The organism is Spiribacter roseus (assembly GCF_002813635.1).
Classification (GTDB): domain Bacteria; phylum Pseudomonadota; class Gammaproteobacteria; order Nitrococcales; family Nitrococcaceae; genus Spiribacter; species Spiribacter roseus.
This window is the reverse complement of record NZ_CP016382.1, coordinates 505,208-529,454: the sequence shown is the minus strand read 5'-3', so window position 1 is coordinate 529,454 and position 24,247 is coordinate 505,208. Positions and strand designations below refer to the sequence as shown.

Here is a 24,247-nt window from a genome sequence, read left to right as displayed (position 1 = left end):
TCATGCTCCACACAGCACGACCCATCGCCGCAAGGCTGGTTCTGCTCATCGCTCTGGGCGGACTGGCACCGGCACTCGCCGGCGCCCAGGACACCGATGAGGGCTGGGACGACGAGGGCTGGGGAGGCGACCCCTGGGCCGAGGAGCAGACCGGCTGGCAGTGGTATGGATTCATCGAGGGGGCGGTGGCGCCCCGCCTGCAGTCCGACCCGGCCGTCAATGACGACTTCACCCTGGCCGAGACGCGCCTGCAGCTGGAAGGCGAGCGTCGGCTGGGCGACTACACCGCCAACCTGAAGGGCGATGTCTGGCTCGACGGGGTCGAGGACGGCGGCCGCGGCGACCTGCGCGAAGCCAATCTGGCCGGCCGGCTGACCGCGCAGACCGACGTCGTCGTGGGTCGCCAGATCATCACCTGGGGCACCGGTGATCTGGTCTTCCTCAACGACCTGTTCCCCAAGGACTATGTGGCGTTTTTCAGCGGCCGCAGCGACGAGTATCTGAAAGCCCCCACGGACGCGCTGAAGCTCTCCTGGTTCGGCCCACTGAACGTCGACTTTGTCTGGATGCCCCGGGCGGTCCCCAACCGGTTCATCACCGGCGAGCGCCTGTCCTATTTCAGTCCACAGGCGGGTCGACGGGTGGCGGCGCCACCCAAGCTCGATCCACGCGATCGCGATGACTTCGGTGGCGACAGCGAACTGGCCCTGCGGTTGTACCAGACGCTGAACGGCGTGGAAGTGGCGGGTTACGCCTACCACGGGTTCGACAATCAGCCGAGCGCCCGGGATGCCGACGGCCGGGCCTACTTCCCGCGTCTGTCATCCCTGGGGGCAAGCGTCCGTGCGCCGGTCCTCGGCGGGATCGGCAACGTGGAGACCGCCTATTACCACGGTGAGGACGATAGCGGCCGGGACCCGGACCGGCCCAACGACCAGTGGCGCTGGCTGGCGGGATACGAGAGCGAGCCGCTCTCGGATCTGACCCTGGGCTGGCAGTACTCGCTGGAGTGGATCCAGGACCACGACGCCCTGCTCGCCGCCCTGCCGCGGCAACAGCGGCGCTATGCGCCTGACGAATACCGGCATCTGCTGACCAACCGCATCACCTGGCAGAGCCCACGACAGGATCTGACCCTGTCGATGTTCACCTTCTACTCACCCTCGGACGCCGATTACTACCTCCGGCCCCGGGCGCAGTACCGCTTCAGTGATTCACTGACCGGCACCGCCGGCGCCAACCTGTTCGGCGGCGAGGATGACTGGACCTTTCACACGCAGCTCGAAGATAACAGCAACCTTTACCTGCGACTTCGATACAGCTTCTAGGCGGCGACAGGTCCGTCAGGCGTCACGCTCGGTCAGATAGCGGGCGAACGCCTCGCCGAATTCGGGGTGTTTGACCCCGAATTCGACGGTGGCCTGCAGATAGCCGAGTTTGTCCCCGCAGTCATAGCGGGTGCCCTCGAACTCATAGGTGAAAACGGGGGCATCCTGCATGAGCGCGGCGATGGCATCGGTGAGCTGTATCTCGCCACCCGCACCGGGCGCGGTGGCACGGAGTTTCTCGAAAATACGGCCATCGAGCACATAACGGCCGACAACGCCCAGATTGGAAGGCGCCCGCGCCGGGTCAGGCTTCTCGACAATGCCTTTCAACCGGCCCAGACGCGGCGATACCGCCTCGGTATCCACGACGCCATAGCGGTCCGTGCGCTCTGGCGGCACACGCTCGACACCGAGAATACTCGCGACCTGTTCGTCGTAGCGCTCCACCATCTGGGCGAGGCAGCCGCCGTTGCGATCATCATCGATCAGATCGTCCGCAAGAATGACGGCGAACGGCTCGTCGCCCACCACCGGCTCGGCGCAGAGCACCGCATGGCCGAGACCCAGCGCCTCGGACTGACGGATATAGATGCAGGCCACCTCGGGCGGGACGATGTTGCGGACCGCTTCAAGGCGCTCGAGCTTGCCCGACTCCTCGAGCTCGGTCTCAAGCTCGTAGGCCTTGTCGAAATGATCCGGAATGCTGCGCTTATTGCGCCCGTTCACGAAAATCAGGGTTTCGATACCGGCCCGCACCGCCTCTTCGGCGGCGTACTGGATGAGTGGCTTATCAACGACCGGCAGCATTTCCTTGGGATTGGCCTTGGTCGCCGGCAGGAAACGCGTTCCCAGACCGGCAACCGGGAAAACCGCTTTGCACACTCGCTGAGTCATTGCCACTACTCTCCCTGTTGGACACTTGTTGTTCTGGTGCGGAGCATAAACCAAGCCGGCAGACCTGTCAGGCCTGCCGGCGGTGGCTGGGCATGAGTGATTGCGGGTCGAGGCTCAGTCGAGGGTCACCGACTCGCGCAGACTCTCGAGGGTGGCCGCGCCGATGCCGTTGACCCGGGTCATGGCGTCAATGCGCTCGAAAGGCCCGTTCTCCTCCCGGTCCTGGATGATGGCTTCGGCAGTCGCGGGGCCCACCCCGTTGAGCTGCTGAAGACGGTCGATGCCCGCCTCATTGACGTTGACGGGATCAATGTTGGCGACGGCGGCGCCGGCGATCAGGCTGGAAGCGGCCAGCAGGCCGAGGGAACGCGAAACAGTCATAGCAGGCTCCTTGGTTGGGCTAATGACACCCGAAGCCTAGGCCCCATCCATAGCCCCTGCTGTGAGCTGTATCTCAGAGACCAGGGTTTCAACGGCCCGTGCCGGATCGGCGGCCCCGGTGATGGGCCGGCCCACCACCAGATCCGTCGCCCCGGCCTGGATTGCGCCGGCGGGCGTCAGCACCCGGCGCTGATCACCCCGGGCCGCGTCCGCCGGGCGCACCCCGGGGGTTACCCGCCGAAAGCCCGCCCCGGCCTGGTCCCGCACCGCGGCGGCTTCTTCGCCGGAGCAGACCACACCATCCAGACCGGCGGCGGTGGCCAGCCCCGTGAGCCGGGCCACCGCATCGGCGGGTGTCCCGCGCAGCCCAATGGCATCCAGGGTGGCCTGGTCGTGGCTGGTGAGCACAGTGACCGCCGTCAGCAGTGGCGCCGGCCCCGAGCGCGCGTCAAGCGCCGCCCGCGCCGCGGCCAGCATCGCCGGCCCGCCGAGGGCATGGACGTTGACCATCCAGACACCCAGATCGGCCGCGGCCCGGCAGGCCCCGGCAACCGTGTTGGGAATGTCGTGGAATTTCAGATCCAGGAAGACCTCCCAACCGGCGCGGGTCCATTCCTCGATCAGCGCCGGACCGGCCCGGGTGAACAGCGTCTTGCCCACTTTCAGACGACACCGCCCGACCGGCAGCGTATCCACCAGGCGGCGGGCGGCGGCGGGATCGTCGTAATCGAGCGCAACGATCAGGCTTGGCGCAGGGTTCATTCTCCCTCCAGTCCGCGACGCGGCTTGATGGTGGACCAGGCGCGGCAGCTGGGGCACTGCCAGTGCAATTGACGGCCCTCGAACCCGCAGCTCACGCAGCGGTACGGCAACCGGTCGGCGAGCAGGGCCTGGAAGAGCTCCCGCAGGACCGTCAGATCACGCTGGCGGCGCGGGTCCATGTCATCGTCCTGGATATTGAGCTCGATCAGCCGATTGAGGCCGCGCACCGAGGGGCGCTCGCGGAGCTGCGTCGCGAGAAACTCCACGGCCGCCTCACGCCCCTCGTCGGCCTCGATCAGCTCGCTCAGATTTAGGATCACTGAGACCGTGGGCTGGCGATCGAGCAGGCGCTTCAACTCATCGCGATAGCCGCGGCGGTCGTTGATGGCCAGGCAGGCGGCCTCGAGTCGCGGCAGCGCCTCCGGGATGTAGTCGGGATCCTGATGTTTGACGGCCTGGCAAGCCTTGATCGCCGACCGCCAACGCCCCTCATCCCGCTCCAGGTCGGCCTTTAGCAGCGACGCTCGCACACAGTTGCGATCGAGATGGGTGGCCCGGCGCAGGATCTGGCGAATGGCTGACGGGTCGCCATGCTGGCGGCGCAGGCGCTCGGCCTGTTCGCAGGCAAACTGCGCCATTTCCGTCTGCAGGCTGCGTCCGTCGGCGCGCTGCAGCCGTTGGGCGGTCGCGATCGCCGCCTCCCACTCGCCCTCCTGCTGATAGATCTCGAGCAGCGACTGGAGTGACTGGACCCGGAACCCGGGGAACTCCTTCGCCTCAATGAAAAGGGTCTCGGCCCGATCCAGCAGGCCCGCAGCCAGATAGTCACGACCCAGCTCCAGCAACGCCGCCGCACGCTGCTCGGGAGCCAGCGAGGGGCGCGCGATCAGGTTCTGGTGGATGCGCACCGCCCGGTCGGCCTCGCCCCGCCGGCGAAACAGGTTGCCCAGGGTCAGGTGCGTCTCAACGGTCTCGGAATCCACCTCGACCATGCGGGTGAACACTTCAATGGCCCGATCAGGCTGTTCGTTGAGCAGGTAATTGAGGCCCTGGAAGTAATCCGCCGGCAGGCGGGGAGTGGGTGATCCCGACCGCGTCGACCGGTGGCCGATCCACCAACCGGACAGGGCTGCCAGCGGGAGCAGCAGCCAGAGCGCCTGCCACATGGTCAGTTGTGGGTCCGGAGCGGCAACTTGCGTAGTTCCGAGACCTCTTCGCGCGACGAGGCAGCCTCGCGCCGAAGCCGTTTCAGTTGCCAGCGCTGGCGGGTGAGGATCCCCAATGCCGAGCCCAGGCCCAGCAGAACACCGACCGCGAGGGCCAGCACCAGCCAGAGTGATACCGGGAGCGAGAGCGCCCCGAGGTAGAAATCAAGGGTGATCGGCTCGGAGTTGAGCATGGCAAAGCTCAGGCCCAGCGCCACCACGATGAGCGCCAGCAGCAGGACGATCAGGCGTTTCATGCGTCCTCCCCCGCGGACCGCCGCCCACTTTCATCGACACGCTGGCGCATCGCCTTGCCGGGCTTGAAGTGCGGGACATACTTGCCGGGCAGGGAAACCGGCTCTCCCGTGCGCGGATTACGGCCGATGCGGGGCGGGCGATGGTGGAGAGCGAAACTCCCGAACCCGCGGATCTCGATACGCTCGCCGCCGGCGAGGGATTCACTCATCTGCTCGAGCAGCGTCTTGACGGCCAGCTCGACATCCCGCTGAGCGAGTTGCTGTTGCTGGCCAGCAATCCGGTCAATCAGTTCGGACTTGGTCATGGCGACTCAACCCCCGTTACGGTGCCGGTGGCACGCCGTCGCTGCGGCGCGCCACCCACACTGCCGACGGCTTCAGCTGTCGTTGCCGCGGTCACCCATCTGCTCCTTGAGCAGATCGCCCAGCGTCGTCGTACCGGCCGCGCCGGTGCTGCCAAAGCCTTCAAGCGCCTCACGCTCATCCTGCTGGTCCTTGGCCCGGACCGACAGGCTGATCATGCGATTGCGCCGGTCGACCGCCATCACCTTCGCCTCGACCTCGTCGCCCTGGCTGACCAGCGAGCGCGCGTCGTCGGTGCGCTCCTGTGCCAGATCGGCGGCGCGGACATAGCCCTGCACCTCTTCGTCGAGATCCACGACCACGCCCTTGGCGTCGACTTCGCTGGCCGTCCCGGTGACCACGGTGCCCTTGGGATGGTTGGCCACCCACTGCGACACCGGATCCTGCGCCAGCTGCTTGACGCCGAGGCTGATGCGCTCGCGCTCCGGGTCCACCGACAGCACGACCGCCTCGACCTCTTCGCCCTTCTGGAAGTCGCGGATCGCCTCCTCGCCGGCGTCGCTCCAGGACAGGTCCGAGAGGTGCACCAGACCATCGATGCCACCCTCGAGCCCCACAAAGATACCGAAGTCGGTGATCGACTTGATGGTACCGGTCACACGGTCACCCTTGTTGCGGGTGGCGGCGAACTCATCCCACGGGTTGGGCTGGCACTGCTTCATGCCCAGCGAGATACGGCGGCGCTCCTCGTCGATGTCGAGGATCATCACCTCGACCTCGTCGCCCACCGACACCATCTTGGCCGGGTTGACGTTCTTGTTGGTCCAGTCCATCTCGGAGACGTGGACCAGGCCCTCGACGCCCTCTTCGATCTCGACGAACGCACCGTAATCGGTGATGTTGGTGACCTTGCCCACCACCCGGCTGCTTTCCGGGTAGCGGCGCGCGATGGCCTCCCACGGATCCTCGCCCAGCTGCTTGAGGCCCAGCGAGACGCGGTTGCGCTCGCGGTCGAACTTGAGGACCTTGACCTCGATCTCCTGGCCGACGTCCACCACCTCGGACGGGTGCTTGACGCGACGCCAGGCCATATCGGTGATATGCAGCAGGCCATCGATGCCCCCCAGATCGACGAATGCGCCGTAGTCCGTGAGGTTCTTGACGATGCCCTTGATGGACTGGCCTTCCTGGAGCTTTTCGAGCAGCGCTTCACGCTCGGCGCTGTACTCTTCCTCGACCACCGCACGGCGCGACACGACCACGTTGTTGCGGCGGGCGTCGAGCTTGATCACCTTGAACTCGAGATCCTTGCCCTCGAGATACGTGGTGTCGCGCACCGGCCGGATGTCCACGAGCGAGCCCGGCAGGAAGGCGCGGATATGCCCGAGATCGACGGTAAACCCGCCCTTGACCTTGCCGCTGATCTGACCGTTGACGGTCTCGCTGTTCTCGTAGGCCGCCTCGAGTACCCGCCAGGCGCGGGCGCGCTTGGCCTTCTCGCGGGACAGGCGCGTTTCGCCACTCCCGTCTTCGACCGCGTCGAGGGCGACTTCCACCTCGTCACCGACGCTGACTTCGACTTCGCCGTTTTCATTGGTGAACTGACGAAGCGGGATGACCGCCTCGGACTTCAGTCCCGCATTGACAACAACGTCCTCGCCGTCGATGGCGACCACCTGGGCGGTGACAATGGAGCCCGGCCGCATATCGGTCTGTACAAGGCTCTCTTCGAAAAGTTCTGCAAAGCTTTCGCTCATGGGATGATTTGATCCGGGATCGACAGGCCGATCCATTTGGTTGCTGAAAAAAACGGCGCCGCTCCGGCGGCACCCCCTACTGGAGACAGGCCCTGGCCTGCTCCATCACTGTCTGGACCACCGTGTCGATCGACGCCCCGGTCGTATCCACGGTGACCGCGTCTTCTGCCGGTCTGAGCGGCGCCGTCTGACGCTGCGAATCGCGGGCGTCACGAGCCTTCAGCTCTGTCAGAAGATCGTCGAGACTAGCAGTAACACCCTGTTCCATCAACTGCTTATGCCGCCGGCGCGCCCGCTCCTCGGCACTCGCGGTCAGGAAGATCTTGACCGGTGCATCGGGGAAGATGACGGTCCCCATATCGCGCCCGTCGGCGACCAGTCCGGGGGGCTGGCGGAACGCCCGCTGGCGTGCCTTGAGTGCCTCGCGCACCGGTGGCAGCGCGGCCAGCACCGAGGCGCGCTCGCCGCAGGCCTCATCGCGGATGGCGTTGGCCACGGGCTGGCCGTCAAGTACGGCCTCCCCCGCGTGCTCGCCGTCGGTCCGGAAATCGATGTCCAGCTGTTCGGCGCGCCGGGTCAGGCCCGCCAGATCGTCCGGTGCGATCCCGTCCCGCAGCGACGCCAGTGCCAGCAGCCGATAGATGGCCCCACTGTCGAGGAGATGAAAACCCAGCCGTTGCGCGAGCGCCCGGGCGATCGTGCCCTTGCCGGCACCGCCGGGGCCGTCGATGGTGATGACCGCGGAATGCTCCGTCATGCCCCTCCCTCCTCGCTGCGGATCCGCAGGCCCGCCTCGCGGGCGCGGTCGACGAACCCGGGAAACGACGTATCCACCTCGCTGCAGCCATCGATGGTGATCGGCGCATCCGCCACCAGTCCGGCCATGGCAAAGGCCATGGCGATGCGATGATCGCCCCGGGCCTGGATGTGACCGCCACGCACCGGACCGCCGACAATGCGGATCCCGTCGGGCGTCGGCTCGGCCTGGATGCCGAGCGCACCGAGCCCATCGGCCATGACCGCGATGCGGTCACTTTCCTTGACCCGCAGCTCCTCGGCCCCGGTCAGTGTGGTCTCACCCTCGGCGCAGGCCGCCGCGATGAACAGGGCCGGGAACTCGTCGATCGCCAGCGGCACGCGGTCGGGCGGGATCGCGATGCCCTGCAGCCGCGACGGTTCAACGGTCACCGTGGCCACCGGTTCGCCGGCACCGCTGCGCTCGCACTCGACGTGGATCCGCGCCCCCATGCGCCGGAGGATGTCGATGACGCCGGTGCGGGTGGGATTGAGCCCGACGTTGGTCAGTGTCAGCGGCCCCGTCCCGGCAATCGACGCGCCGACCAGGAAGAAGGCCGCCGAGGAGATATCGCCGGGGACCACGACCGCGCCGCCCTGCAGGCTGTCGCCCCCGCGCACGCTGACCTGCGACCCGGCCACGCGGACATCCGCGCCGAAGGCCTCGAGCATCCGCTCGGTGTGGTCACGGGTGACGGCGGGCTCGGTGACGCGGGTCTCGCCGCTCGCGTACAGCCCGGCCAGCAGCAGCGCGGATTTGACCTGGGCGCTTGCCACCGGCAGTGGGTAGTCGATGCCCTCGAGGGCGGCCACCGGCTCGATCACCAACGGGGCGGTCCCGCTGGGCTCGGTGTGGATGCTCGCCCCCATCCGCGCCAGCGGTTCAGTCACCCGGCGCATGGGCCGTTTCATCAGCGAGCGATCCCCCACCAGTCGGCTGGCAAACCGCTGGCCGGCCAACAGCCCGGCGAGCAGCCGCATGGAGGTGCCCGAGTTGCCCAGATCCAGCGCCCCGGCGGCGGCCTGCAGCCCCCGCAATCCGACCCCCTGAATACGCAGCCGCCCCTGTTCGGGCCCGTCGATGGCGACCCCCAGGGCGCGCATCGCGGCGAGGGTGGCCATGGCGTCATCCCCGTCCAGAAAGCCGCTGACGGTGGTCTCGCCCTCAGCGATGGCGCCGAGCATGACCGCGCGGTGCGAGATCGACTTGTCGCCGGGAACCTGCAACGTGCCGCTCAGGGCCCCGCCCGGCTCCACGATGAACCGGCGTTCGGTCTTTTCCGTCATGATCGTGTCCGTGACTGCATCAGCGCTCAAATCCATGTTTGTGGGCGTCGCGGGTCGCCTTGGCGCGGCGGAACACCCCTTCAAGCCCGGCGCCATCGGCCGCCTCGACTTTTTCGGTCAGCTGTTCGAGGTCGCGGCGGAAATGGCCCAGCGCCTCGAGCACCGCGTCACGATTACCCAGACAGATGTCCCGCCACATCACCGGGTCGCTGGACGCGATGCGGGTGAAGTCACGGAATCCACCGGCGGCGTAGCCGAGGATCTCCTCATGGTCCGGGTCCTGGGCCAGCATATCCACCAGGCCGAAGGCGAGCAGGTGCGGCAGGTGCGAGGTGATCGCCAGCATCCGGTCGTGGTGGGCGACCGACATGGCCGTCACCTCGGCGCCGGCCTGGCGCCAGAGCCAGTCGACGGCGCTGACCGCCGCCCCGGCACTGGATTCCAACGGCGTAATGATGACCCGGCGGCCATCGAACAGCTCGGCGAATGCCGCCTCGACGCCGCTATGCTCGGTGCCGGCGATGGGATGACCCGGCACGAACCCCGCAGGCAGCCCGCCGAGGACGGTGCGCAGGTCGTCGACGACACAGCCCTTGGCGCTGCCCACGTCGGTGATCACCAGGTCATCGCGTAGATGGGGTTTGAGGTCGCGTATCACCGTCGCGGTGGCACCCAGGGGCACCCCCAGCACCAGCAGTTCGGCGTCGGCCAGGGCCTCGGCCGGGTCGGTGGTGGCGTGGTCGATGGCGCCGACGGCCCGGGCCCGGGCCAGACGCTGCGGATCGCGCCCAAGGCCGGTGATCCGCTCGGTGACGCCAGCGCGCTTGAGCGCCAGCCCGAGCGACCCGGCGATCAGGCCGACGCCGACCAGACAGATCCGTTGTGGCTCGGTATTCAAGCGCGCGCCCTAGACCACCGAGCGCGGATACGAACCCAGCACCTTGAGCAGACTGGCGAGTTTCTGCATCTCGCCCAGCGCGCGCTTGAGATCGGGATCCTCGGCATGCCCCAGCAGATCGACGAAGAACACGTACTCCCACATGCCCTCCGGCGATGGCCGGGATTCGAGCCGGGTCATGTTCAGCCCGTACCGCGCCAGCGGCGCGAGCAGCCCCGCCAGTCCGCCGGGGCGGTTTTCCCGGGCGATGACCAGTGAGGTCTTGTCCTCGCCGGTGGGTTCCGGGCTCTCGCGGCCCAGCACCAGAAACCGCGTCGCGTTACGCGATCCGTCCTGCATGGCCGCCTGCAGGATGGGCAGCTCGTAACGCTCAGCGGCCGCCTCGGAGGCGATGGCCGCCGCGCTGTCATCGAGGCTGGCCAGCCGCGCCGCCTCGGCGGTGCTTGCCACCGGGATGCGATCCACCGCCGGCAGGTGGCGATCGAGCCATGACCGGCACTGGGCAAGCCCCTGGCTGTGGGAGTAGACACGCTGGATGCCGGCGACATCGGCGGCACGGGTGGCGAGGCTGTGCACCACCGGCATCTCCACCTCGCCGACGATCTGCAGCGGCGAGGACGGCAGTCGGTCGAGGGTGTGGGTGACCATGCCCTCGGTGGAGTTTTCCACCGGCACGACGCCATAGGCGGCTTCCCCCGACTCAACCTCGCGGAACACCGCATCGATGTTGTCCATGGGCCGGCTGTCGACGGAGTGGCCGAAGTGCTTGAGGGCCGCCTCCTGGGTGAAGGTGCCCTCAGGCCCCAGAAAGGCCACGGTCAGGGGACGCTGCAGGGCCAGGCACGAGGACATGATCTCGCGGAACAGACGCGTGACGTCGCCATCGTTGAGCGGCCCGGGGTTGGCATCGCGGAGCCGCCGCAGGACTTCCGCCTCGCGCGCCGGACGGTAGAAATCCGCCGACTCGCCGGCGGCCTGCTTGGCACCGGCCACCTCGGCCGCCGCCGCGGCCCGCTCATTGATCAGCGCCAGGATCTGGTCATCAATGCCGTCAATGCGCGCCCGGATGCGCTTCAGCGTTTCGTCGTTCACGCTCGCCCCCCGTTGTCAGTCGCTAGATGACCCGAACCATGAGCACGCCATCAATGCCCTGCAGGCGCTCGATGACCGCTGGCGGGATCGTGCCGTCGACATCGGCGACGCTGTAGGCCAGTTCGCCCTGCGACTTGTTGTACATGTCGTCAATGTTGAGGCCCGCCTCGGCCAGCGCCGAGGAGATCTGCCCGAGCATATTGGGGACGTTGGCGTTGACCACGGTCAGGCGGTCGCCCCCGGCATTGCGCGGCAGAATGAGCTCGGGAAAGTTGACGGCGTTGGTGACGTTGCCCGTCTCGAGGAAGTCACGGACCTCGTCGGCCGCCATGATCGCGCAGTTTTCCTGGGCCTCATCCGTCGAGGCGCCGATGTGCGGCAGTGCCACCACGCCATCGTGGCCCTTGAGCGCCGCGGCCGGGAAGTCGCAGACGTAGCGGCTCAGCCGACCCTCGTCCAGTGCCTTGATGATGGCGTCGTCATCGACGATGCCGGCGCGGGCAAAGTTGAGCAGGACCTGACCTTCGCGCGAAGCCGCCAGGCGCGCGGCGTTGATCATGCCGCGGGTTTCATCCACCTCGGGCACATGGAGGGTGACGATGTCAGAGGCGGTCATCACCTCGTCGACGCTCTGCGCCCGGTATACCCCCGACTCGAGATTCCAGGCGCTGCGCACGGTGATCTTGGGATCGTAGCCCACCACCTTCATGCCCAGCGCGGCGGCGGCGTTGGCGACGCTGACGCCAATCGCCCCAAGGCCGATGACGCCCAGCGTGCGCCCGGGCAGTTCGAAGCCGGTGAACTGCTTCTTACCGGCCTCGGCCGCCTTGTTCATCGCGGCATCATCGCCTTCAAGCGTCTGGGCAAAGGCCCAGGCGGGGCAGATGTTGCGCGCGGCGAGGAACATGCCGGCCAGCACCAGCTCCTTGACCGCGTTGGCGTTGGCGCCCGGGGCGTTGAACACCGGGATGCCGCGCTCGTTCATCGCCGCCATGGGGATGTTGTTGACGCCGGCACCGGCCCGACCCACGGCCTTGAGCGTGTCAGGCACCGCCCAGTCGTGGAGCTTGGCGGAGCGCAGCAGCACCGCATCGGGGTGCTGGATCTCGGAGGAGACCTCGAACCGCTCGCGCGGCAGGCGCTCGAGTCCGCGGGTGGAAATATTGTTGAATGTCAGGATCTTGTACATTTTTCTCGATTATCCGTGGCGTCGCTCGAAATCGGCCATGAAGTCGATGAGGGCATCCACTCCGGCCTCGGGCATCGCATTGTAGATGCTGGCACGCATGCCGCCTACCGAGCGGTGCCCCTTGAGGGTCTCCAGCCCGGCCGCACTCGCTTCCTTGAGGAAGGTCGCGTCCAGCGAATCATCGGCCAGCACGAACGGCACGTTCATCCACGAGCGTGCATCCGGGGCCACCGGGTTGCGGTAAAACGCCGAGGCATCGATCGCCTCATAGAGCCTGGCGGCCTTGCGGCGATTGATCTCGCCCATCGCGGCCAGCCCGCCCTCGTCCTTGAGCCACTGGAAAACCAGGCCGGCGATATAGAGGCTGTAGGTGGCCGGCGTATTGAGCATGGAATCGGCTTCGGCCTGGCGCCGGTAGTCCCAGATCGCCGGCACCTGGGCGCTGGCACGATCCAGCAGGTCATCCCGGACGATCACCACGGTCAGTCCCGCGGGACCGAAGTTCTTCTGGGCGCCGGCGTAGATCACGCCGAACCGCGAGACATCCAGCGGCCGGGACAGGAACGTCGACGACATGTCGCTGACCAGCGGCACGTCACCGGCATCCGGGATCTCGGGGAACTCGACGCCGGTAATGGTCTCGTTGGCACAGTAGTGCAGATAGGCGGCGTTGGGATCGCACTGCCACTCGGCCTGCGGCGGAATGGCCATGGGATCACCATTGCCCCCCTCGGCCGCCACGTTGACCGCCGTGTACTTGCGCGCCTCGGCGATCGCCTTTTTCGACCAGCTGCCGGTGTTGACATAGTCGACGCTCGAGGCATCGCCGATCAGGTTCAGGGGCACTGCGGAGAACTGTGCCGTGGCACCGCCCTGCAGGAACAGCACCCGGTAGTTGTCCGGCACCTGGAGGAGTTCACGAAGATCGGCCTCGGCCCGCTCGGCGATGGACACGAAGGACTTGCCGCGATGGCTCATTTCCATCACCGACATCCCGGTGCCGTGCCAGTCGAGCATTTCCTCGGCGGCCTGGCGCAGGACGGGTTCCGGTAACGTCCCGGGCCCCGCGCTGAAGTTGTATACACGCGACATAATGCGCTCCCGCTGATTGATTGACTGCGTATCGGAGGGGCTCAGTCGTCGCCGGCCCCGTCGTCGGCGCCGGCCTCTTCACCCAGCGCCTCGACCCGGGCCAGGCCGACCAGCGCCTCCTCCTCGGACAGGGCGATCAGCTTGACCCCCTGGGTGTTACGGCTCAGCACCGAGATTTCGGCGGCCCGGGTGCGCACCAGCGTCCCGCCGTTGGTGATGAGCATGATTTCGTTGTCTTGGGTGACCTGCAGCGCTCCCACCACGCCGCCATTGCGCGCCGTGGTCTGGATGCTGATCACGCCCATCCCGCCGCGCCCACGCAGTGGGTAGTCCGCCACCGGAGTCAGCTTGCCGAAGCCGTTCTCCGTCACCGTGAGGACATCGCCCTCATCGAGTATCAGGGACTGGATAACGGTCTGATCAGTTCCCAGCCGCACACCACGCACGCCGGTGGCGGTGCGCCCCATGGCGCGCACTTCGGATTCATTGAAGCGGATCGCCTTGCCGGCGTTGGTCAGCAGCATGACATCGCGCTGGCCATCGGTGACGCCCACGTTCACCAGGCTGTCGTCGTCGCCGAGATTGAGGGCGATGATGCCGTTGGCGCGGGGCCGGGAGAAGTCCACCAGCGGGGTCTTCTTGACGGTGCCCTGGCGCGTCGCCATGAACACGAAATGATCGGCGTCGAATTCGCTCACCGGCAGCACGGCATTGATGCGCTCGTCGGCCTCCAGCGGCAGGAGGTTGACGATCGGCTTGCCCCGCGCTCCGCGGCTGCCGTGGGGCAGCTCATAGACCTTGAGCCAGTAGCATTTGCCGCGACTGGAAAAGCACAGCAGCGTGTCGTGGGTGTTGGCCACCCAGAGCTTGTCGACAAAGTCCTCGCCGCGCATCTGGGTGGCGGCCTTGCCCTTGCCGCCGCGGCGCTGGGCCTGATAGCCGTCGAGCGGCTGCGACTTCGCGTAGCCACTGTGCGAGAGCGTGACCACCACGTCCTGCGGCGGGATCAGGTCCTCGATGGACAGATCGAGCCGGGTCTCGAGGATCTCGCTGCGGCGCTCGTCGCCGTAGCGCTCGCGGATGGCGGTCAGCTCGTCGCGGATCACCTGCATGAGCCGGTCACTGCTGGCGAGGATGTCCAGCAGATCGGCGATGGTCTCGAGGATCTGCCGGTACTCGTCGACGATCTTGTCCTGCTCGAGGCCGGTCAGCCGGTGCAGGCGCAGATCGAGGATGGCCTGGGCCTGCGCCTCGGTCAGGCGATAGCCACTGTCGAGCCAGCCGACACCCGCCCCGAGTGATTCCGGGCGTGACGCCTCGGCCCCGGCCCGGGAGAGCATCTCGCTGACGATACCGGGGGCCCAGTCGCGGCTGACCAACGCGGCCCGCGCATCCGCGGATGACGGCGACGCCTTGATCAGCGCAATCACCTCGTCGATGTTGGCCAGCGCAACGGCCAGGCCTTCGAGGACATGGGCCCGGTCACGGGCTTTGCGCAGCTCGAACACGGTGCGCCGGGTGACCACCTCGCGGCGGTGGCTGATGAACGCATCCAGCACGTCGCGCAGGTTGTGCTGGCGCGGCTGCCCCTCGTGGAGGGCGACCATGTTGATGCCGAAAACCGTTTCCAGCTGGGTGTGCTGGTAGAGGTTGTTCAGCACCACCTCGGGCACCTCACCGCGGCGCAGCTCGATGACCATGCGGATGCCGTCCTTATCGGACTCGTCACGCAGCTCGGTGATGCCCTCGATGCGTTTTTCCTTGACCAGCTCGGCGATTTTCTCGAGCAGTCGGGCCTTGTTGACCTGGTAAGGGAGCTCTTCGACGATGATCGACGCCTTGCCATTGGCGGGATCGTGCTCGAAGCGGCAGCGCGCCCGCATCACCATGCGTCCGCGCCCGGTGCGGTAGGCCTCGCGGATGCCCTCGACTCCGTTGATGATGCCGCGGGTGGGCAGATCGGGACCGGGGATGTACGCCATCAACGCCTCGACGTCGAGACTGTCGTCATCGATCAGCGCCAGACAGGCGTCGACCACTTCGCTCAGATTGTGCGGCGGGACGTTGGTGGCCATCCCCACGGCGATGCCCGAGCCACCGTTGACCAGAAAGTTGGGCACGCGGGTGGGCAGGACCTCGGGCTCCTGCTCGGAGCCGTCGTAGTTGTCGCCGAAGTCCACCGTTTCCTTGTCGATATCGGCGAGCAGCTCATGGGCCATGCGCGCCATGCGCACCTCGGTGTATCGCATCGCCGCGGCATTGTCGCCGTCGATGGAGCCGAAGTTGCCCTGCCCGTCCACCAGCAGATAGCGCATGGAGAAGTCCTGCGCCATGCGCACGATGGTGTCGTAGACCGCCGTGTCGCCATGCGGGTGGTACTTACCGATGACATCACCCACCACCCGGGCGGATTTCTTGTACGGCCGGTTCCAGTCGTTGCCGAGCTCGCGCATCGCATAGAGCACGCGCCGGTGCACCGGCTTGAGCCCGTCGCGGACATCCGGCAGGGCTCGGCCCACGATGACGCTCATGGCGTAGTCCAGGTAGGACTGACGCATCTCGTCTTCGAGATTGACCGGGAGGATTTCCTTGGCAACGCTGGACATGGCGGGGGGTCTCGACCGTCGTAGAATTCGCTATGATTAAGCCACTAGTCTAACACGCGCGGGCGGCCGCGGCACGGCGGCGGCGCGGCGACGCTCAGTCGCCATCCACCCGCCGTGCCGCCTCCACCACCACGGGTTCCACCGGCACATCGGCCATGCCGTTACGGCGCCCGGTCTCGCCCGCCGCGATGCGATCCACCACCGCCATGCCATCGATGACCCGGGCAAAGACGGCATAGCCGAAATCGCGCTCGCCATGATCGAGGAAGGCGTTGTCGGACAGATTGACGAAGAACTGCGACGTCGCACTGTCGGGGTCGCGGGTGCGCGCCATCGACAGGGTGCCCCGCTCGTTCAGGCGGCCGTTGTCGGCCTCGTTGACGATCGGCTCACGGGTGGGCTTGCGCTCAAGCCCGGCGGTGAAGCCGCCGCCCTGGATGACAAAGTCGGGGATCACCCGGTGGAAGATGGTCCCGCGATAGAAGCCATCATCGACATAGCCGAGAAAGTTCTCGACGGTCACCGGTGCGTCGTCCTGGAACAGCTCGATGCGAATGTCGCCGGCGGTGGTCTCGAAAACCACCTGCGGGTTGGCGGCGCCCGCCGCGCCGGTGCCGATCGCGGCGGCCAGGGCGAGACTCAGGGGAAGGGCTTTCATGGCGATGACTCCTGCATTGCGGGTAAAGCCGGCAGTATCCCATATCCGGCGCCGACAGGCGCTGCCGTGCTACCATGACAGCATTATTTTAGCGGACCACGAACGGACAGGCCCCATGCGCGAGCACAACGCGGACGCGGATGAAATCGCCAAATTCGACGACGCCGCGGACGCCTGGTGGGACCCGGAAGGCCCCTTCGCCCCGCTGCATGCCATCAACCCGCTGCGGCTTGACTATATCGAGCGTCACAGCGGGCCGATCCGCGGCCAGCGGGTTGCGGATGTGGGCTGCGGCGGGGGACTGCTGAGCGAGGGGCTGGCGGCACGCGGCGCGCAGTCGGTGGTGGGTATCGACCTGGCCGCCGACAGCCTCGAGGTGGCAACGCGTCACGCCCGCGGGCAGTTCCCGAACATCGAGTACCGCTGCATGGCGGCCGAGTCCCTCGCCGAGGCCCAGCCCGGCGAATTCGACCGGGTGATCTGTCTCGAGCTGCTCGAGCACGTCCCCGACCCGGCCGCCATCGTCCGGGCCTGCGCCCGGCTGGTGCGCCCCGGCGGGTCGGTGTTCTTCTCGACGATCAACCGCAATACCCGGGCCTGGCTGCTGGCGGTGGTGGCGGCGGAACGGGTCCTCGGCCTGCTGCCGCGGGGCACCCATGATGCCAGCGCGTTCATCCGCCCGGCCGAGCTCGGCCGCTGGGGGCGCCAGGCCGGGCTGCAGCTGCGCGATCTGACCGGCCTGCACTACCACCCGATCAGCCGCGAGTACACGCCGGGCGGCGACACCTCGGTCAACTACCTCGCCCACTGCCACCGCCCGGAGGCGCCATGACGGCCGCCACCGGGGAGCGCGCTCATGGCGTGCTGCTGGACCTGGACGGGACAATGCTCGACACGGCACCGGATCTGATCGACAGCCTCAACCGGCTGCGCGGCGAACAGGGACTGGCGCCGATGGCCGATGCGGAATTCCTGCATGCGGTCGGGCACGGCAGCATCCCGATGATTGCCCGCGGCTTCAACCGTCATCCCGGCGATGCCGGGTTCGATGCCCTGCGCGAGCGGTTTCTGGCGATCTATGCCGAATCGGTCAGTCGCCGCACACGCCCCTATGCAGGCATGGAGGCAACCCTGCAAGCCCTCGAGGCGGCGGCCATTCCCTGGGGCATCGTCACCAATAAGCCGGGCTGGCTGACCACTCCGCTGCTGGCGGATCTGGGCTATGCCGGCCGGCCGGCCTGCGTGGTCACCGGCGACGACCTGGCGCGGCGCAAGCCCCATCCCTACCAGATCACCGAGGCGGCCCGGCAGCTTGATCTGCCCGCCTCGGCCTGTCTGGTGGTGGGCGACACCGAGCGCGACATCCGCGCCGGCCATCAGGCCGGCGCGCTGACCGTGGTGGCGCTTTACGGCTACCTGAGTGGCGACGATCATGTCGAGCACTGGGGTGCCGATGGCCTGATCGGCCAGCCCGCCGAGCTGCTGCGCTGGGTGGCCGATCCGGCAGCGCCCCACCGTCAAGCCATCGCGGTCTAGATTATGGAACCGGTCGAATACTGCCGGCGCAAGGTCGCGCCGGACGGCTCAAGCACCTATTACGCCCTGCTGTTCGCACCGCCGGCGGCGCGCGACGGCCTGGCCGCCCTGGCCGCCTATCGCGCCGAGGTGCTCGAGATCCCCCGCGAGGTCAGCGACCCGGGGGTGGGCGCGGTCAAGCTCAACTGGTGGCAGGAGGAGCTCGAACGGCTCGCCGCGGGAGCGCCGCGGCATCCCGTCAGTCAGGCCCTGCTCCCCGCCCTCCAGACCCATCAGCTGGAGATGGACGGGCTCGGCGAGGTGATCGAGGCGAGCCGCATGGACCTCGAGTACGGGCGCTACCCGACGCTGCGCGAGCTCACGCTGTACTGCCATCGTGCCGGGGGCGCGGTGGCGGATCTGGCCTGGCGGATGACGGGCTCGAGTGGCCTCGAGGCGGCGCCGTTCGCCCACGACCTCGCCATGGGGCTTGAGCTCACGCGCATGCTGCGCCACCTGCGCCGGGACGTCCGCGCCGGTCGGCTGTACATTCCCGAAGACGAACTCACCCTGAGCGGGCTTGGCAGCGAGGATCTGCTGGCGGCCGATCAGGCGGATGCCGTGCGCAGCCTGCTGACCCATCAGGGCAACCGCGCGCGGCAGTTTCTGGACAGCGCCATCACCCGACTGCCCTATTCGGCGCGGCCGGCACAGGCCTACGGGCTGGTGCTGGCAGTGCTGCACCGGCGCCTGCTGGACGACATGGCCGCCGACGGCTATGCCGTGGCCGAGCGCCAGGTCCATCTGACGCCGCTGCGCAAGCTCTGGCTCGCCTGGCGGACCGCGCGGCGTCCGCACAAAGTCCATCCGCTTCCGGAGTACTCCTCAACATGAACCAGCCCCTGTCTGCCCCCGCCGATGCCACCCTCGATCCCACCCGCCTGTCCGGGCAGCGCATCCTCGTCACCGGCGCCGCGGGGGCGCTGGGCAGTGCGCTGGCCGAGCAGCTGGCCGCGCAGGGCGCCGATACGGTGCTGCTCGATAAATCACTGAACGGGCTGGAAGCGCTTCATGACCGCATCGAGGCGGCCGGCCATGGTCAGCCGGCGCTCTACCCGCTGGATCTGATGGGCGCCGGACCGGATGACTATGCCGAGCTGGCCGACCGTCTGGCCGAATCCCTGGGCGGAGTCGATACGGTGGTGCATGCGGCGGCGGATTTCGGGTCGCCCTCGCCACTGGGCCTCTACGACCCGCAGGCGTGGCTCAAATGCCTGCATGTCAACATCAACGCCGCTTTCCTGCTGACCCAGGCGCTCCTCGGTCTGCTGCGCGACAGTCAGGGCCGGGTGATCTTCATCTCCGATGCGGCCGGGCGCAGCGGTCAGGCGGCGATGGGGGCGTATGGGGTGAGTAAATGGGCGGTGGAGGGGCTGGCGGCCACGCTGGCGGCCGAGTATTCCGCGGCGCATCCGGTGATCAGCTGCAGCGTCGACCCCGGGGCCATCCAGTCCACGCTGCGGCGACAACTTTTTACCGGTGAGACGGTCGATGAAGTACCCACGGCCGAAACCGCTGCCCGGGCCGTGGCGACGCTTGTCGATCCGACGGCGACGCCGGCCAATGGCGCCATGTACCGGGTCTCGCGCTGACAGAGATTGCAGGCTTGTGACAAGGCCGGTGGAAGTGCAAGCATGCGCAACATTTGAACGGGACTGGAGAATAACCCCATGGGATTTGCCCTATCGGCCATGCAGGCGCGCAGTAACGCGTTCGGCCCCCATCAGCCCATTCCGGTGCGCTATACCGGCGAGGGTGAAGACATTGCACCGGCGCTTCACTGGACCGGCGCGCCCGAAGGCACGCAGGGTTTTGCGGTCATCTGCCACGATCCCGATGCACCGCTGGTCAATCCCGGAAGCTACGGCTTCGTCCACTGGGTCTACTACAACATCCCCCACGATGTGACCTCGCTCGAGGAAGGCAGCGAGGCCTACACCCACGGGGTGACCGACTTCGGGCGTCAGACCTATGGCGGGCCCATGCCCCCCGAAGGACACGGCGTGCATCACTACTACTTCTGGGTGCTGGCGCTTGATCAGGCCCTGCAGCTCGAGCCCGGGCTGACCATGCGCCAGTTCCTCGAACAGGTCGAGCCGCATGTGATCGGCATGAGCCGCCTGATCGGCACCTACGAGCGCTAGGTCCCGTCCAGCTGGCTGCGGCCGTGATCGCAGGCCGGCTGCAGCGGACAGGCGCTGCAGCGCGGCAGCCGCGGCCGGCAGTAGTCCTTGCCCACGCTCACGATCAGTGCGTGGGCCTCGTTAAAGCGCGCCGCATCGCGCGGCAGTTCGGCCTCGAAGGCCGCCTGAAGATCGTCATAGCCGATGCTCGCCGGCACCACGCCAACCCGTGAGAAGATCCGCCGGGTGTAGGCATCCACCACGAACACCGGGCGGTGAAAACCGTAGAGCAGGACGTCATCGACGCTCTCCGGCCCCAGTCCCCTGACCGCCAGCAGCTCGGCCCGAGCCGTCGTAGTGGGCATCGCGTCGATCCCCGCCTCACCGCCCAGTGCCAGCCAGGTCTCGCAGGCGGCGCGCAGGCGCTGGGTCTTGACGTTGTAATAGCCACTCGGGCGCAGGCACTCCCGCAGCTCATCGACGGGTGCGTTGACGATGGCCGATGGCGACAGCCAGTCCCGGGCCCGGAGTCGGGCGATGGCGGTCTCGACGTTGCGCCAGGCGGTGTTCTGGGTGAGCACGGCGCCGACCAGCACCTCGAAGGCGCTCTCGGCCGGCCACCACTGCTGGGGGCCGAACGCCCGGGTAAGCCGATCCAGCAGGGCCGGCAGGCCGCGTGGCTGCGCGCTCATGAGCGGTTACGACGGTGGGCGCGGGGGCGACGGTCGCCGTCACCGGCGTTGGCCTCGGCCAGGCCGACGCGATGGGCCAGATCGCGGACCTCGCCGGCGGTGAAGGCCTGAATCTGGCCCTCGCGCAGCCGCGGCGGCATTTCATAGGGGCCGTACTGGACGCGGATCAGCCGGCTGATCTGCACACCCTGGGATTCCCATAGCCGCCGCACCAGCCGATTCTTGCCCTCACGCAGCCGCACGCGGTACCAGGAATTCGCCTGCTCGCCATGATCCAGTGGCTGCAGCGACTCGAAGGCCGCCCGACCGTCATCCAGCTCGACGCCGGCCAGCAACCGCCGGCAGATCGAGTCGTCCACCGACCCGAAGATGCGCACCGCGTAGTCGCGCACCATTTCATACGAGGGATGGGCCAGCCGGTTGGCCAGCTCGCCGTCGTTGGTGAACAGCAGCAACCCCGAGGTGTTGATATCGAGGCGGCCGACCGACAACCAGCGCCCGCTGCGCAGCCGCGGCAGGCGCCGAAAGACGGTGGGCCGGCCCTCGGGATCATGACGCGTGACCACCTCGCCGGTGGGCTTGTGGTAGGCGATGACCTGGCGCTCGCCGGCACTGCGCGCGACAGCGCCCACCACCCGGCCATCGACGCGGATCCGCGCCCGCTCGTCGACACGGTCGCCAAGGCTCGCCCGCCGGCCGTCGACTTCGACGCGCCCCTCGTCGATGACGCGCTCCATCTCGCGGCGCGAGCCGATGCCCGCGCGGGCCAGGACTTTCTGCAGTTTCTCCGAGGTCATTCGCTCCCCTGTTCCGGGTGTTCGGTCAATGTGGGCAATTCATCGAGGCTGGCAAGATTGAAATGGTCCAGAAAATCGCGGGTGGTGGCGAACACCGCCGGCCGGCCGGGGCTGTCCCGATGGCCGGCCACCCGGATCCAGCCGCGCTCCTGGAGTGTCTGCATGATTGTGGTACTCGGCGGGACACCACGGATCACCTCGATCTCGGCCCGCGTCACAGGCTGTCGATAGGCAATGATGGCCAGCGTCTCGAGCACTGCCCGGGAATAGCGCGCGGGCTTTTCCTCCCACAATCGGGCCACCCATGGAGCGCAGCGCTCGGGCACCTGCAGCCGCCAGCCGCCGGCGACCCGGCAGAGCTCCACACCGCGGTCGGCGAGCTGCGCCTCAAGCCGTGCCAGGGCCGCCTCGAGGCTGGCACGATCCGGCGGATCATCGCCGAACACGGCCTGCAGCTGCGCTAGATCCAGCGGCGTCCCGGCGGCGAGCAGAGCGGCCTCGAGGATCACCTCCGGCGCGGGTTCGCTCGCCGCGCTCATGCCGTCTCAGCGCCAGACGCCTGCGTGCCCCGGGCGCGCAGGTACAGCGGGGCGAACGCCTCGGACTGGACGATCTCGAGCAGCGCATCCTTGAGCAGCTCGAGAACGGCCAGAAAGGTCACCACCACACCGGCGCGCCCCTCGCGCGCATCGAGCAGTTCAGTCAGTGGCACAAACCGCTCGCTCTGGAGCCGGGCCAGCGTCCCGGTCATGCGCTCGCGCACCGACAGGGCTTCGCGGCGGACCGCGTGATGGGTATTCAGATCGGCCCGCGCCATGACCGCGGCAAAGGCGTCGAACAGTTCATCGAGCGCCAGCGGCGGCTCGGGTCGGGTGGCCGCTGCCGGGGGGTGACCGGCCTGGGCCGGGAACACATCCCGCGCCACCCGCGGCAGTTGATCGATCCGCTCGCCGGCCGCCCGGAACTGCTCGTACTCGCGCAGCCGCCGCACCAGCTCAGCGCGCGGATCGGGGTCGTCCCCGTCATCATCCTCATGGGGTGCCCGCGGCATGAGCATGCGCGCCTTGATCTCGGCGAGCATGGCGGCCATCACCAGGTATTCCGCCGCCAGCGCCAGGCGCCGGTCGCTCATCAGCTCAACGTAGTGCATGTACTGATCGGTGATGCGGGCGATGGGGATATCGAGAATGTCCAGATTCTGCCGCCGGATGAGGTACAGCAACAGATCGAGCGGCCCCTCGAAGGTCTCGAGGAACACCTCGAGGGCATCCGGCGGGATGTAGAGATCGTGGGGCAGCGCCTCATAGGGCTCGCCCCGCACCGTCGCAATGCTCATCGCTGGCGGTAGTCCAGTCCAATGGCCGAGCGGACTTCCTTCATCGTGTCGCGGGCCACGTGGCGGGCCCGGTCACAGCCATCGTTGATGATCTGCTGGACATGATCGGGATCGGCCTCAAGCTCGGCGGCCCGCTCGCGGATCGGCGCCACCTCGGCCTGGACCGCGTCGATGAGGGGTTTCTTGCAGTCGAGACAGCCAATGCCCGCCGACCGGCAGCCCTCCTCGACCCAGCGCCGCGTGGCGTCATCGGCGTAGACCTTGTGCAGATCAAACACCGGACATTTTTCGGGCTCGCCGGGATCGTTCCGCCGCACCCGCGCCGGGTCGGTGGGCATGGTGCGGATCTTGCGATCAATGTCGGCGTCCGATTCGCGCAGGGACAGGGTGTTGCCGTAGGACTTGGACATCTTCCGGCCATCCAGGCCCGGCATGCGCGGCGCCCGGGTGAGCAGCGCCTCGGGCTCGGTGAGTACGCTGCGCCCGCCACCGTCGAGGTAACCGGCCAGACGAGCGCGGTCGGCGATGGTCAGGTTCTGCTGATTCTCGAGCAGCGCCTGACCTTCGCTGAGCGCCTCGCCATCGCCGGCCTCCTGATAGCGCCGCCGCAGCGATCGATAGAGCCGGGCGTGTTTCTTGCCCATCTTGGCGATGGCCGCCTCGGCTTTTTCGGCAAACCCGGGCTCGCGACCAAACAGATGGTTGAACCGTCGCGCCAGCTCACGGGTCAGCTCGACGTGCGAGACCTGATCCTCGCCCACCGGCACGCCACTCGCCCCATAGATCAGGATGTCGGCACTCTGCAGCACCGGGTAGCCGAGGAACCCGTAGGTCGCCAGGTCCCGGTCCCGCAGCTCGGCGATCTGATCCTTGTAGGTCGGCACCCGCTCCAGCCAGCCCAGGGGGGCGATCATCGAGAGCAGCAGATGCAGCTCGGCATGCTCCATGACCCGTGACTGGATGAACAGCGTCGAGAGATTGGGATTGACGCCGGCGGCGAGCCAGTCCACCACCATGTCCCAGACACTCTGCGAGATCACTTCGCGGTTTTCGTAGGCCGTGGTCAGCGCATGCCAGTCGGCGACAAAGAAAAAGCACTCGTGGGAGGCCTGCAGCGAGGTCCAGTTGCGCAGGACCCCGTGGTAGTGCCCCAGATGCAGGCGCCCGGTGGGGCGCATGCCCGAGAGGATGCGATCGCGACTCGCTGGCGATTGGCTCAA

The 24,247-nt window shown here is 67.6% G+C and carries 26 protein-coding genes; 6 read left to right on the top strand and 20 right to left on the bottom strand.

Going from position 1 to position 24,247, the window contains the following annotated elements:
* Positions 1 to 2: 2 nt before the first annotated feature.
* Positions 3 to 1,328 carry a DUF1302 family protein gene (locus BBH56_RS02675; protein ID WP_148121833.1) on the top strand — a complete coding sequence of 442 codons (1,326 nt, stop codon included), beginning with the start codon at positions 3 to 5 and terminating at the stop codon, positions 1,326 to 1,328.
* Between the two features lie 15 nt (positions 1,329 to 1,343).
* Here the strand turns inward: BBH56_RS02675 and galU are convergent, their stop codons facing one another.
* The 15 genes from galU to BBH56_RS02600 all read right to left on the bottom strand — a co-directional run bounded on the left by galU (position 1,344) and on the right by BBH56_RS02600 (position 16,504).
* A complete protein-coding gene (gene galU, locus BBH56_RS02670) occupies positions 1,344 to 2,222 on the bottom strand; it encodes a UTP--glucose-1-phosphate uridylyltransferase GalU (RefSeq protein WP_148121832.1) in 879 nt (292 codons plus the stop codon).
* 114 nt (positions 2,223 to 2,336) lie between these two features.
* The gene (locus BBH56_RS02665; protein WP_148121831.1) at positions 2,337 to 2,603 is read right to left on the bottom strand and encodes a ComEA family DNA-binding protein; all 267 of its coding nucleotides are present in this window, start codon (positions 2,601 to 2,603) and stop codon (positions 2,337 to 2,339) included.
* Between the two features lie 36 nt (positions 2,604 to 2,639).
* Entirely contained in the window at positions 2,640 to 3,365 is a 726-nt protein-coding gene (gene pyrF / locus BBH56_RS02660) for an orotidine-5'-phosphate decarboxylase (RefSeq protein ID WP_148121830.1), read from the bottom strand.
* Positions 3,362 to 4,531, bottom strand: coding sequence for a lipopolysaccharide assembly protein LapB (gene lapB / locus BBH56_RS02655; RefSeq protein ID WP_148121829.1), 1,170 nt, complete (start codon positions 4,529 to 4,531; stop codon positions 3,362 to 3,364). Before lapB ends, pyrF begins: the two co-directional genes overlap by 4 nt.
* Before the next feature lie 2 nt (positions 4,532 to 4,533).
* Positions 4,534 to 4,827 (bottom strand): LapA family protein, encoded by a 294-nt coding sequence (locus BBH56_RS02650; protein ID WP_144347642.1) that lies wholly within the window; start codon positions 4,825 to 4,827, stop codon positions 4,534 to 4,536.
* Complete coding sequence (locus BBH56_RS02645) at positions 4,824 to 5,132, bottom strand: integration host factor subunit beta (RefSeq protein ID WP_144347643.1); 309 nt, start codon at positions 5,130 to 5,132, stop codon at positions 4,824 to 4,826. Before BBH56_RS02645 ends, BBH56_RS02650 begins: the two co-directional genes overlap by 4 nt.
* Positions 5,133 to 5,204: 72 nt before the next feature.
* A complete protein-coding gene (rpsA, locus tag BBH56_RS02640; RefSeq protein WP_110883046.1) occupies positions 5,205 to 6,887 on the bottom strand; it encodes a 30S ribosomal protein S1 in 1,683 nt (560 codons plus the stop codon).
* A 76-nt stretch (positions 6,888 to 6,963) separates the two neighbouring features.
* Positions 6,964 to 7,644, bottom strand: coding sequence for a (d)CMP kinase (cmk, locus tag BBH56_RS02635; protein ID WP_148121828.1), 681 nt, complete (start codon positions 7,642 to 7,644; stop codon positions 6,964 to 6,966).
* Positions 7,641 to 8,969, bottom strand: coding sequence for a 3-phosphoshikimate 1-carboxyvinyltransferase (gene aroA / locus BBH56_RS02630; protein ID WP_148122718.1), 1,329 nt, complete (start codon positions 8,967 to 8,969; stop codon positions 7,641 to 7,643). The genes cmk and aroA overlap by 4 nt, the downstream gene beginning before the upstream one ends.
* Positions 8,970 to 8,988: 19 nt before the next feature.
* On the bottom strand, positions 8,989 to 9,867 hold the full coding sequence (locus BBH56_RS02625; protein ID WP_148121827.1) for a prephenate dehydrogenase: 879 nt from the start codon (positions 9,865 to 9,867) through the stop codon (positions 8,989 to 8,991).
* A 9-nt stretch (positions 9,868 to 9,876) separates the two neighbouring features.
* Entirely contained in the window at positions 9,877 to 10,959 is a 1,083-nt protein-coding gene (gene pheA, locus BBH56_RS02620; RefSeq protein WP_148121826.1) for a prephenate dehydratase, read from the bottom strand.
* A 22-nt stretch (positions 10,960 to 10,981) separates the two neighbouring features.
* The gene (locus BBH56_RS02615) at positions 10,982 to 12,148 is read right to left on the bottom strand and encodes a phosphoglycerate dehydrogenase (protein ID WP_144347648.1); all 1,167 of its coding nucleotides are present in this window, start codon (positions 12,146 to 12,148) and stop codon (positions 10,982 to 10,984) included.
* Positions 12,149 to 12,157: 9 nt separating this feature from the next.
* Complete coding sequence (gene serC / locus BBH56_RS02610; RefSeq protein ID WP_148121825.1) at positions 12,158 to 13,240, bottom strand: 3-phosphoserine/phosphohydroxythreonine transaminase; 1,083 nt, start codon at positions 13,238 to 13,240, stop codon at positions 12,158 to 12,160.
* A 41-nt stretch (positions 13,241 to 13,281) separates the two neighbouring features.
* Positions 13,282 to 15,846, bottom strand: a complete 2,565-nt coding sequence (gene gyrA, locus BBH56_RS02605) for a DNA gyrase subunit A (RefSeq protein ID WP_110883053.1) — start codon at positions 15,844 to 15,846, stop codon at positions 13,282 to 13,284.
* A 94-nt stretch (positions 15,847 to 15,940) separates the two neighbouring features.
* A complete protein-coding gene (locus BBH56_RS02600) occupies positions 15,941 to 16,504 on the bottom strand; it encodes a peptidylprolyl isomerase (RefSeq protein WP_148121824.1) in 564 nt (187 codons plus the stop codon).
* Between the two features lie 115 nt (positions 16,505 to 16,619).
* Between BBH56_RS02600 and ubiG the strand changes: the two genes are divergently transcribed.
* From ubiG to BBH56_RS02575, 5 genes are all read left to right on the top strand, one after another.
* Positions 16,620 to 17,336, top strand: coding sequence for a bifunctional 2-polyprenyl-6-hydroxyphenol methylase/3-demethylubiquinol 3-O-methyltransferase UbiG (ubiG, locus tag BBH56_RS02595; protein WP_148121823.1), 717 nt, complete (start codon positions 16,620 to 16,622; stop codon positions 17,334 to 17,336).
* A complete protein-coding gene (locus tag BBH56_RS02590; protein ID WP_148121822.1) occupies positions 17,333 to 18,040 on the top strand; it encodes an HAD-IA family hydrolase in 708 nt (235 codons plus the stop codon). Before ubiG ends, BBH56_RS02590 begins: the two co-directional genes overlap by 4 nt.
* A 3-nt stretch (positions 18,041 to 18,043) precedes the next feature.
* Positions 18,044 to 18,913, top strand: coding sequence for a squalene/phytoene synthase family protein (locus BBH56_RS02585; protein ID WP_148121821.1), 870 nt, complete (start codon positions 18,044 to 18,046; stop codon positions 18,911 to 18,913).
* Complete coding sequence (locus BBH56_RS02580; protein WP_148121820.1) at positions 18,910 to 19,671, top strand: SDR family NAD(P)-dependent oxidoreductase; 762 nt, start codon at positions 18,910 to 18,912, stop codon at positions 19,669 to 19,671. The genes BBH56_RS02585 and BBH56_RS02580 overlap by 4 nt, the downstream gene beginning before the upstream one ends.
* Positions 19,672 to 19,749: 78 nt before the next feature.
* Complete coding sequence (locus BBH56_RS02575; RefSeq protein ID WP_110883059.1) at positions 19,750 to 20,223, top strand: YbhB/YbcL family Raf kinase inhibitor-like protein; 474 nt, start codon at positions 19,750 to 19,752, stop codon at positions 20,221 to 20,223.
* Here the strand turns inward: BBH56_RS02575 and BBH56_RS02570 are convergent.
* The 5 genes from BBH56_RS02570 to BBH56_RS02550 are packed head-to-tail and all read right to left on the bottom strand — an operon-like array spanning position 20,220 to position 24,247.
* On the bottom strand, positions 20,220 to 20,894 hold the full coding sequence (locus BBH56_RS02570) for an endonuclease III domain-containing protein (RefSeq protein WP_148121819.1): 675 nt from the start codon (positions 20,892 to 20,894) through the stop codon (positions 20,220 to 20,222). The genes BBH56_RS02575 and BBH56_RS02570 overlap by 4 nt on opposite strands.
* Positions 20,891 to 21,691, bottom strand: a complete 801-nt coding sequence (gene rluB / locus BBH56_RS02565; RefSeq protein ID WP_148121818.1) for a 23S rRNA pseudouridine(2605) synthase RluB — start codon at positions 21,689 to 21,691, stop codon at positions 20,891 to 20,893. The genes BBH56_RS02570 and rluB overlap by 4 nt, the downstream gene beginning before the upstream one ends.
* The gene (scpB, locus tag BBH56_RS02560; protein WP_148121817.1) at positions 21,688 to 22,230 is read right to left on the bottom strand and encodes an SMC-Scp complex subunit ScpB; all 543 of its coding nucleotides are present in this window, start codon (positions 22,228 to 22,230) and stop codon (positions 21,688 to 21,690) included. The genes rluB and scpB overlap by 4 nt, the downstream gene beginning before the upstream one ends.
* Complete coding sequence (locus BBH56_RS02555) at positions 22,227 to 23,027, bottom strand: segregation and condensation protein A (RefSeq protein WP_148121816.1); 801 nt, start codon at positions 23,025 to 23,027, stop codon at positions 22,227 to 22,229. The genes scpB and BBH56_RS02555 overlap by 4 nt, the downstream gene beginning before the upstream one ends.
* The gene (locus tag BBH56_RS02550; protein ID WP_255425098.1) at positions 23,024 to 24,247 is read right to left on the bottom strand and encodes a tryptophan--tRNA ligase; all 1,224 of its coding nucleotides are present in this window, start codon (positions 24,245 to 24,247) and stop codon (positions 23,024 to 23,026) included. The genes BBH56_RS02555 and BBH56_RS02550 overlap by 4 nt, the downstream gene beginning before the upstream one ends.

Excerpts from the sequence above, each read along its gene's own strand:
- BBH56_RS02675 (WP_148121833.1), top strand. The coding sequence starts at position 3 with ATGCTCCACACAGCACGACCCATCGCCGCAAGGCTGGTTCTGCTCATC.
- galU (WP_148121832.1), bottom strand. The coding sequence starts at position 2,222 with ATGACTCAGCGAGTGTGCAAAGCGGTTTTCCCGGTTGCCGGTCTGGGA.
- BBH56_RS02665 (WP_148121831.1), bottom strand. The coding sequence starts at position 2,603 with ATGACTGTTTCGCGTTCCCTCGGCCTGCTGGCCGCTTCCAGCCTGATC.
- pyrF (WP_148121830.1), bottom strand. The coding sequence starts at position 3,365 with ATGAACCCTGCGCCAAGCCTGATCGTTGCGCTCGATTACGACGATCCC.
- lapB (WP_148121829.1), bottom strand. The coding sequence starts at position 4,531 with ATGTGGCAGGCGCTCTGGCTGCTGCTCCCGCTGGCAGCCCTGTCCGGT.
- BBH56_RS02650 (WP_144347642.1), bottom strand. The coding sequence starts at position 4,827 with ATGAAACGCCTGATCGTCCTGCTGCTGGCGCTCATCGTGGTGGCGCTG.
- BBH56_RS02645 (WP_144347643.1), bottom strand. The coding sequence starts at position 5,132 with ATGACCAAGTCCGAACTGATTGACCGGATTGCTGGCCAGCAACAGCAA.
- rpsA (WP_110883046.1), bottom strand. The coding sequence starts at position 6,887 with ATGAGCGAAAGCTTTGCAGAACTTTTCGAAGAGAGCCTTGTACAGACC.
- cmk (WP_148121828.1), bottom strand. The coding sequence starts at position 7,644 with ATGACGGAGCATTCCGCGGTCATCACCATCGACGGCCCCGGCGGTGCC.
- aroA (WP_148122718.1), bottom strand. The coding sequence starts at position 8,969 with ATGACGGAAAAGACCGAACGCCGGTTCATCGTGGAGCCGGGCGGGGCC.
- BBH56_RS02615 (WP_144347648.1), bottom strand. The coding sequence starts at position 12,148 with ATGTACAAGATCCTGACATTCAACAATATTTCCACCCGCGGACTCGAG.
- serC (WP_148121825.1), bottom strand. The coding sequence starts at position 13,240 with ATGTCGCGTGTATACAACTTCAGCGCGGGGCCCGGGACGTTACCGGAA.
- gyrA (WP_110883053.1), bottom strand. The coding sequence starts at position 15,846 with ATGTCCAGCGTTGCCAAGGAAATCCTCCCGGTCAATCTCGAAGACGAG.
- BBH56_RS02600 (WP_148121824.1), bottom strand. The coding sequence starts at position 16,504 with ATGAAAGCCCTTCCCCTGAGTCTCGCCCTGGCCGCCGCGATCGGCACC.
- ubiG (WP_148121823.1), top strand. The coding sequence starts at position 16,620 with ATGCGCGAGCACAACGCGGACGCGGATGAAATCGCCAAATTCGACGAC.
- BBH56_RS02590 (WP_148121822.1), top strand. The coding sequence starts at position 17,333 with ATGACGGCCGCCACCGGGGAGCGCGCTCATGGCGTGCTGCTGGACCTG.
- BBH56_RS02585 (WP_148121821.1), top strand. The coding sequence starts at position 18,044 with ATGGAACCGGTCGAATACTGCCGGCGCAAGGTCGCGCCGGACGGCTCA.
- BBH56_RS02580 (WP_148121820.1), top strand. The coding sequence starts at position 18,910 with ATGAACCAGCCCCTGTCTGCCCCCGCCGATGCCACCCTCGATCCCACC.
- BBH56_RS02575 (WP_110883059.1), top strand. The coding sequence starts at position 19,750 with ATGGGATTTGCCCTATCGGCCATGCAGGCGCGCAGTAACGCGTTCGGC.
- BBH56_RS02570 (WP_148121819.1), bottom strand. The coding sequence starts at position 20,894 with ATGAGCGCGCAGCCACGCGGCCTGCCGGCCCTGCTGGATCGGCTTACC.
- rluB (WP_148121818.1), bottom strand. The coding sequence starts at position 21,691 with ATGACCTCGGAGAAACTGCAGAAAGTCCTGGCCCGCGCGGGCATCGGC.
- scpB (WP_148121817.1), bottom strand. The coding sequence starts at position 22,230 with ATGAGCGCGGCGAGCGAACCCGCGCCGGAGGTGATCCTCGAGGCCGCT.
- BBH56_RS02555 (WP_148121816.1), bottom strand. The coding sequence starts at position 23,027 with ATGAGCATTGCGACGGTGCGGGGCGAGCCCTATGAGGCGCTGCCCCAC.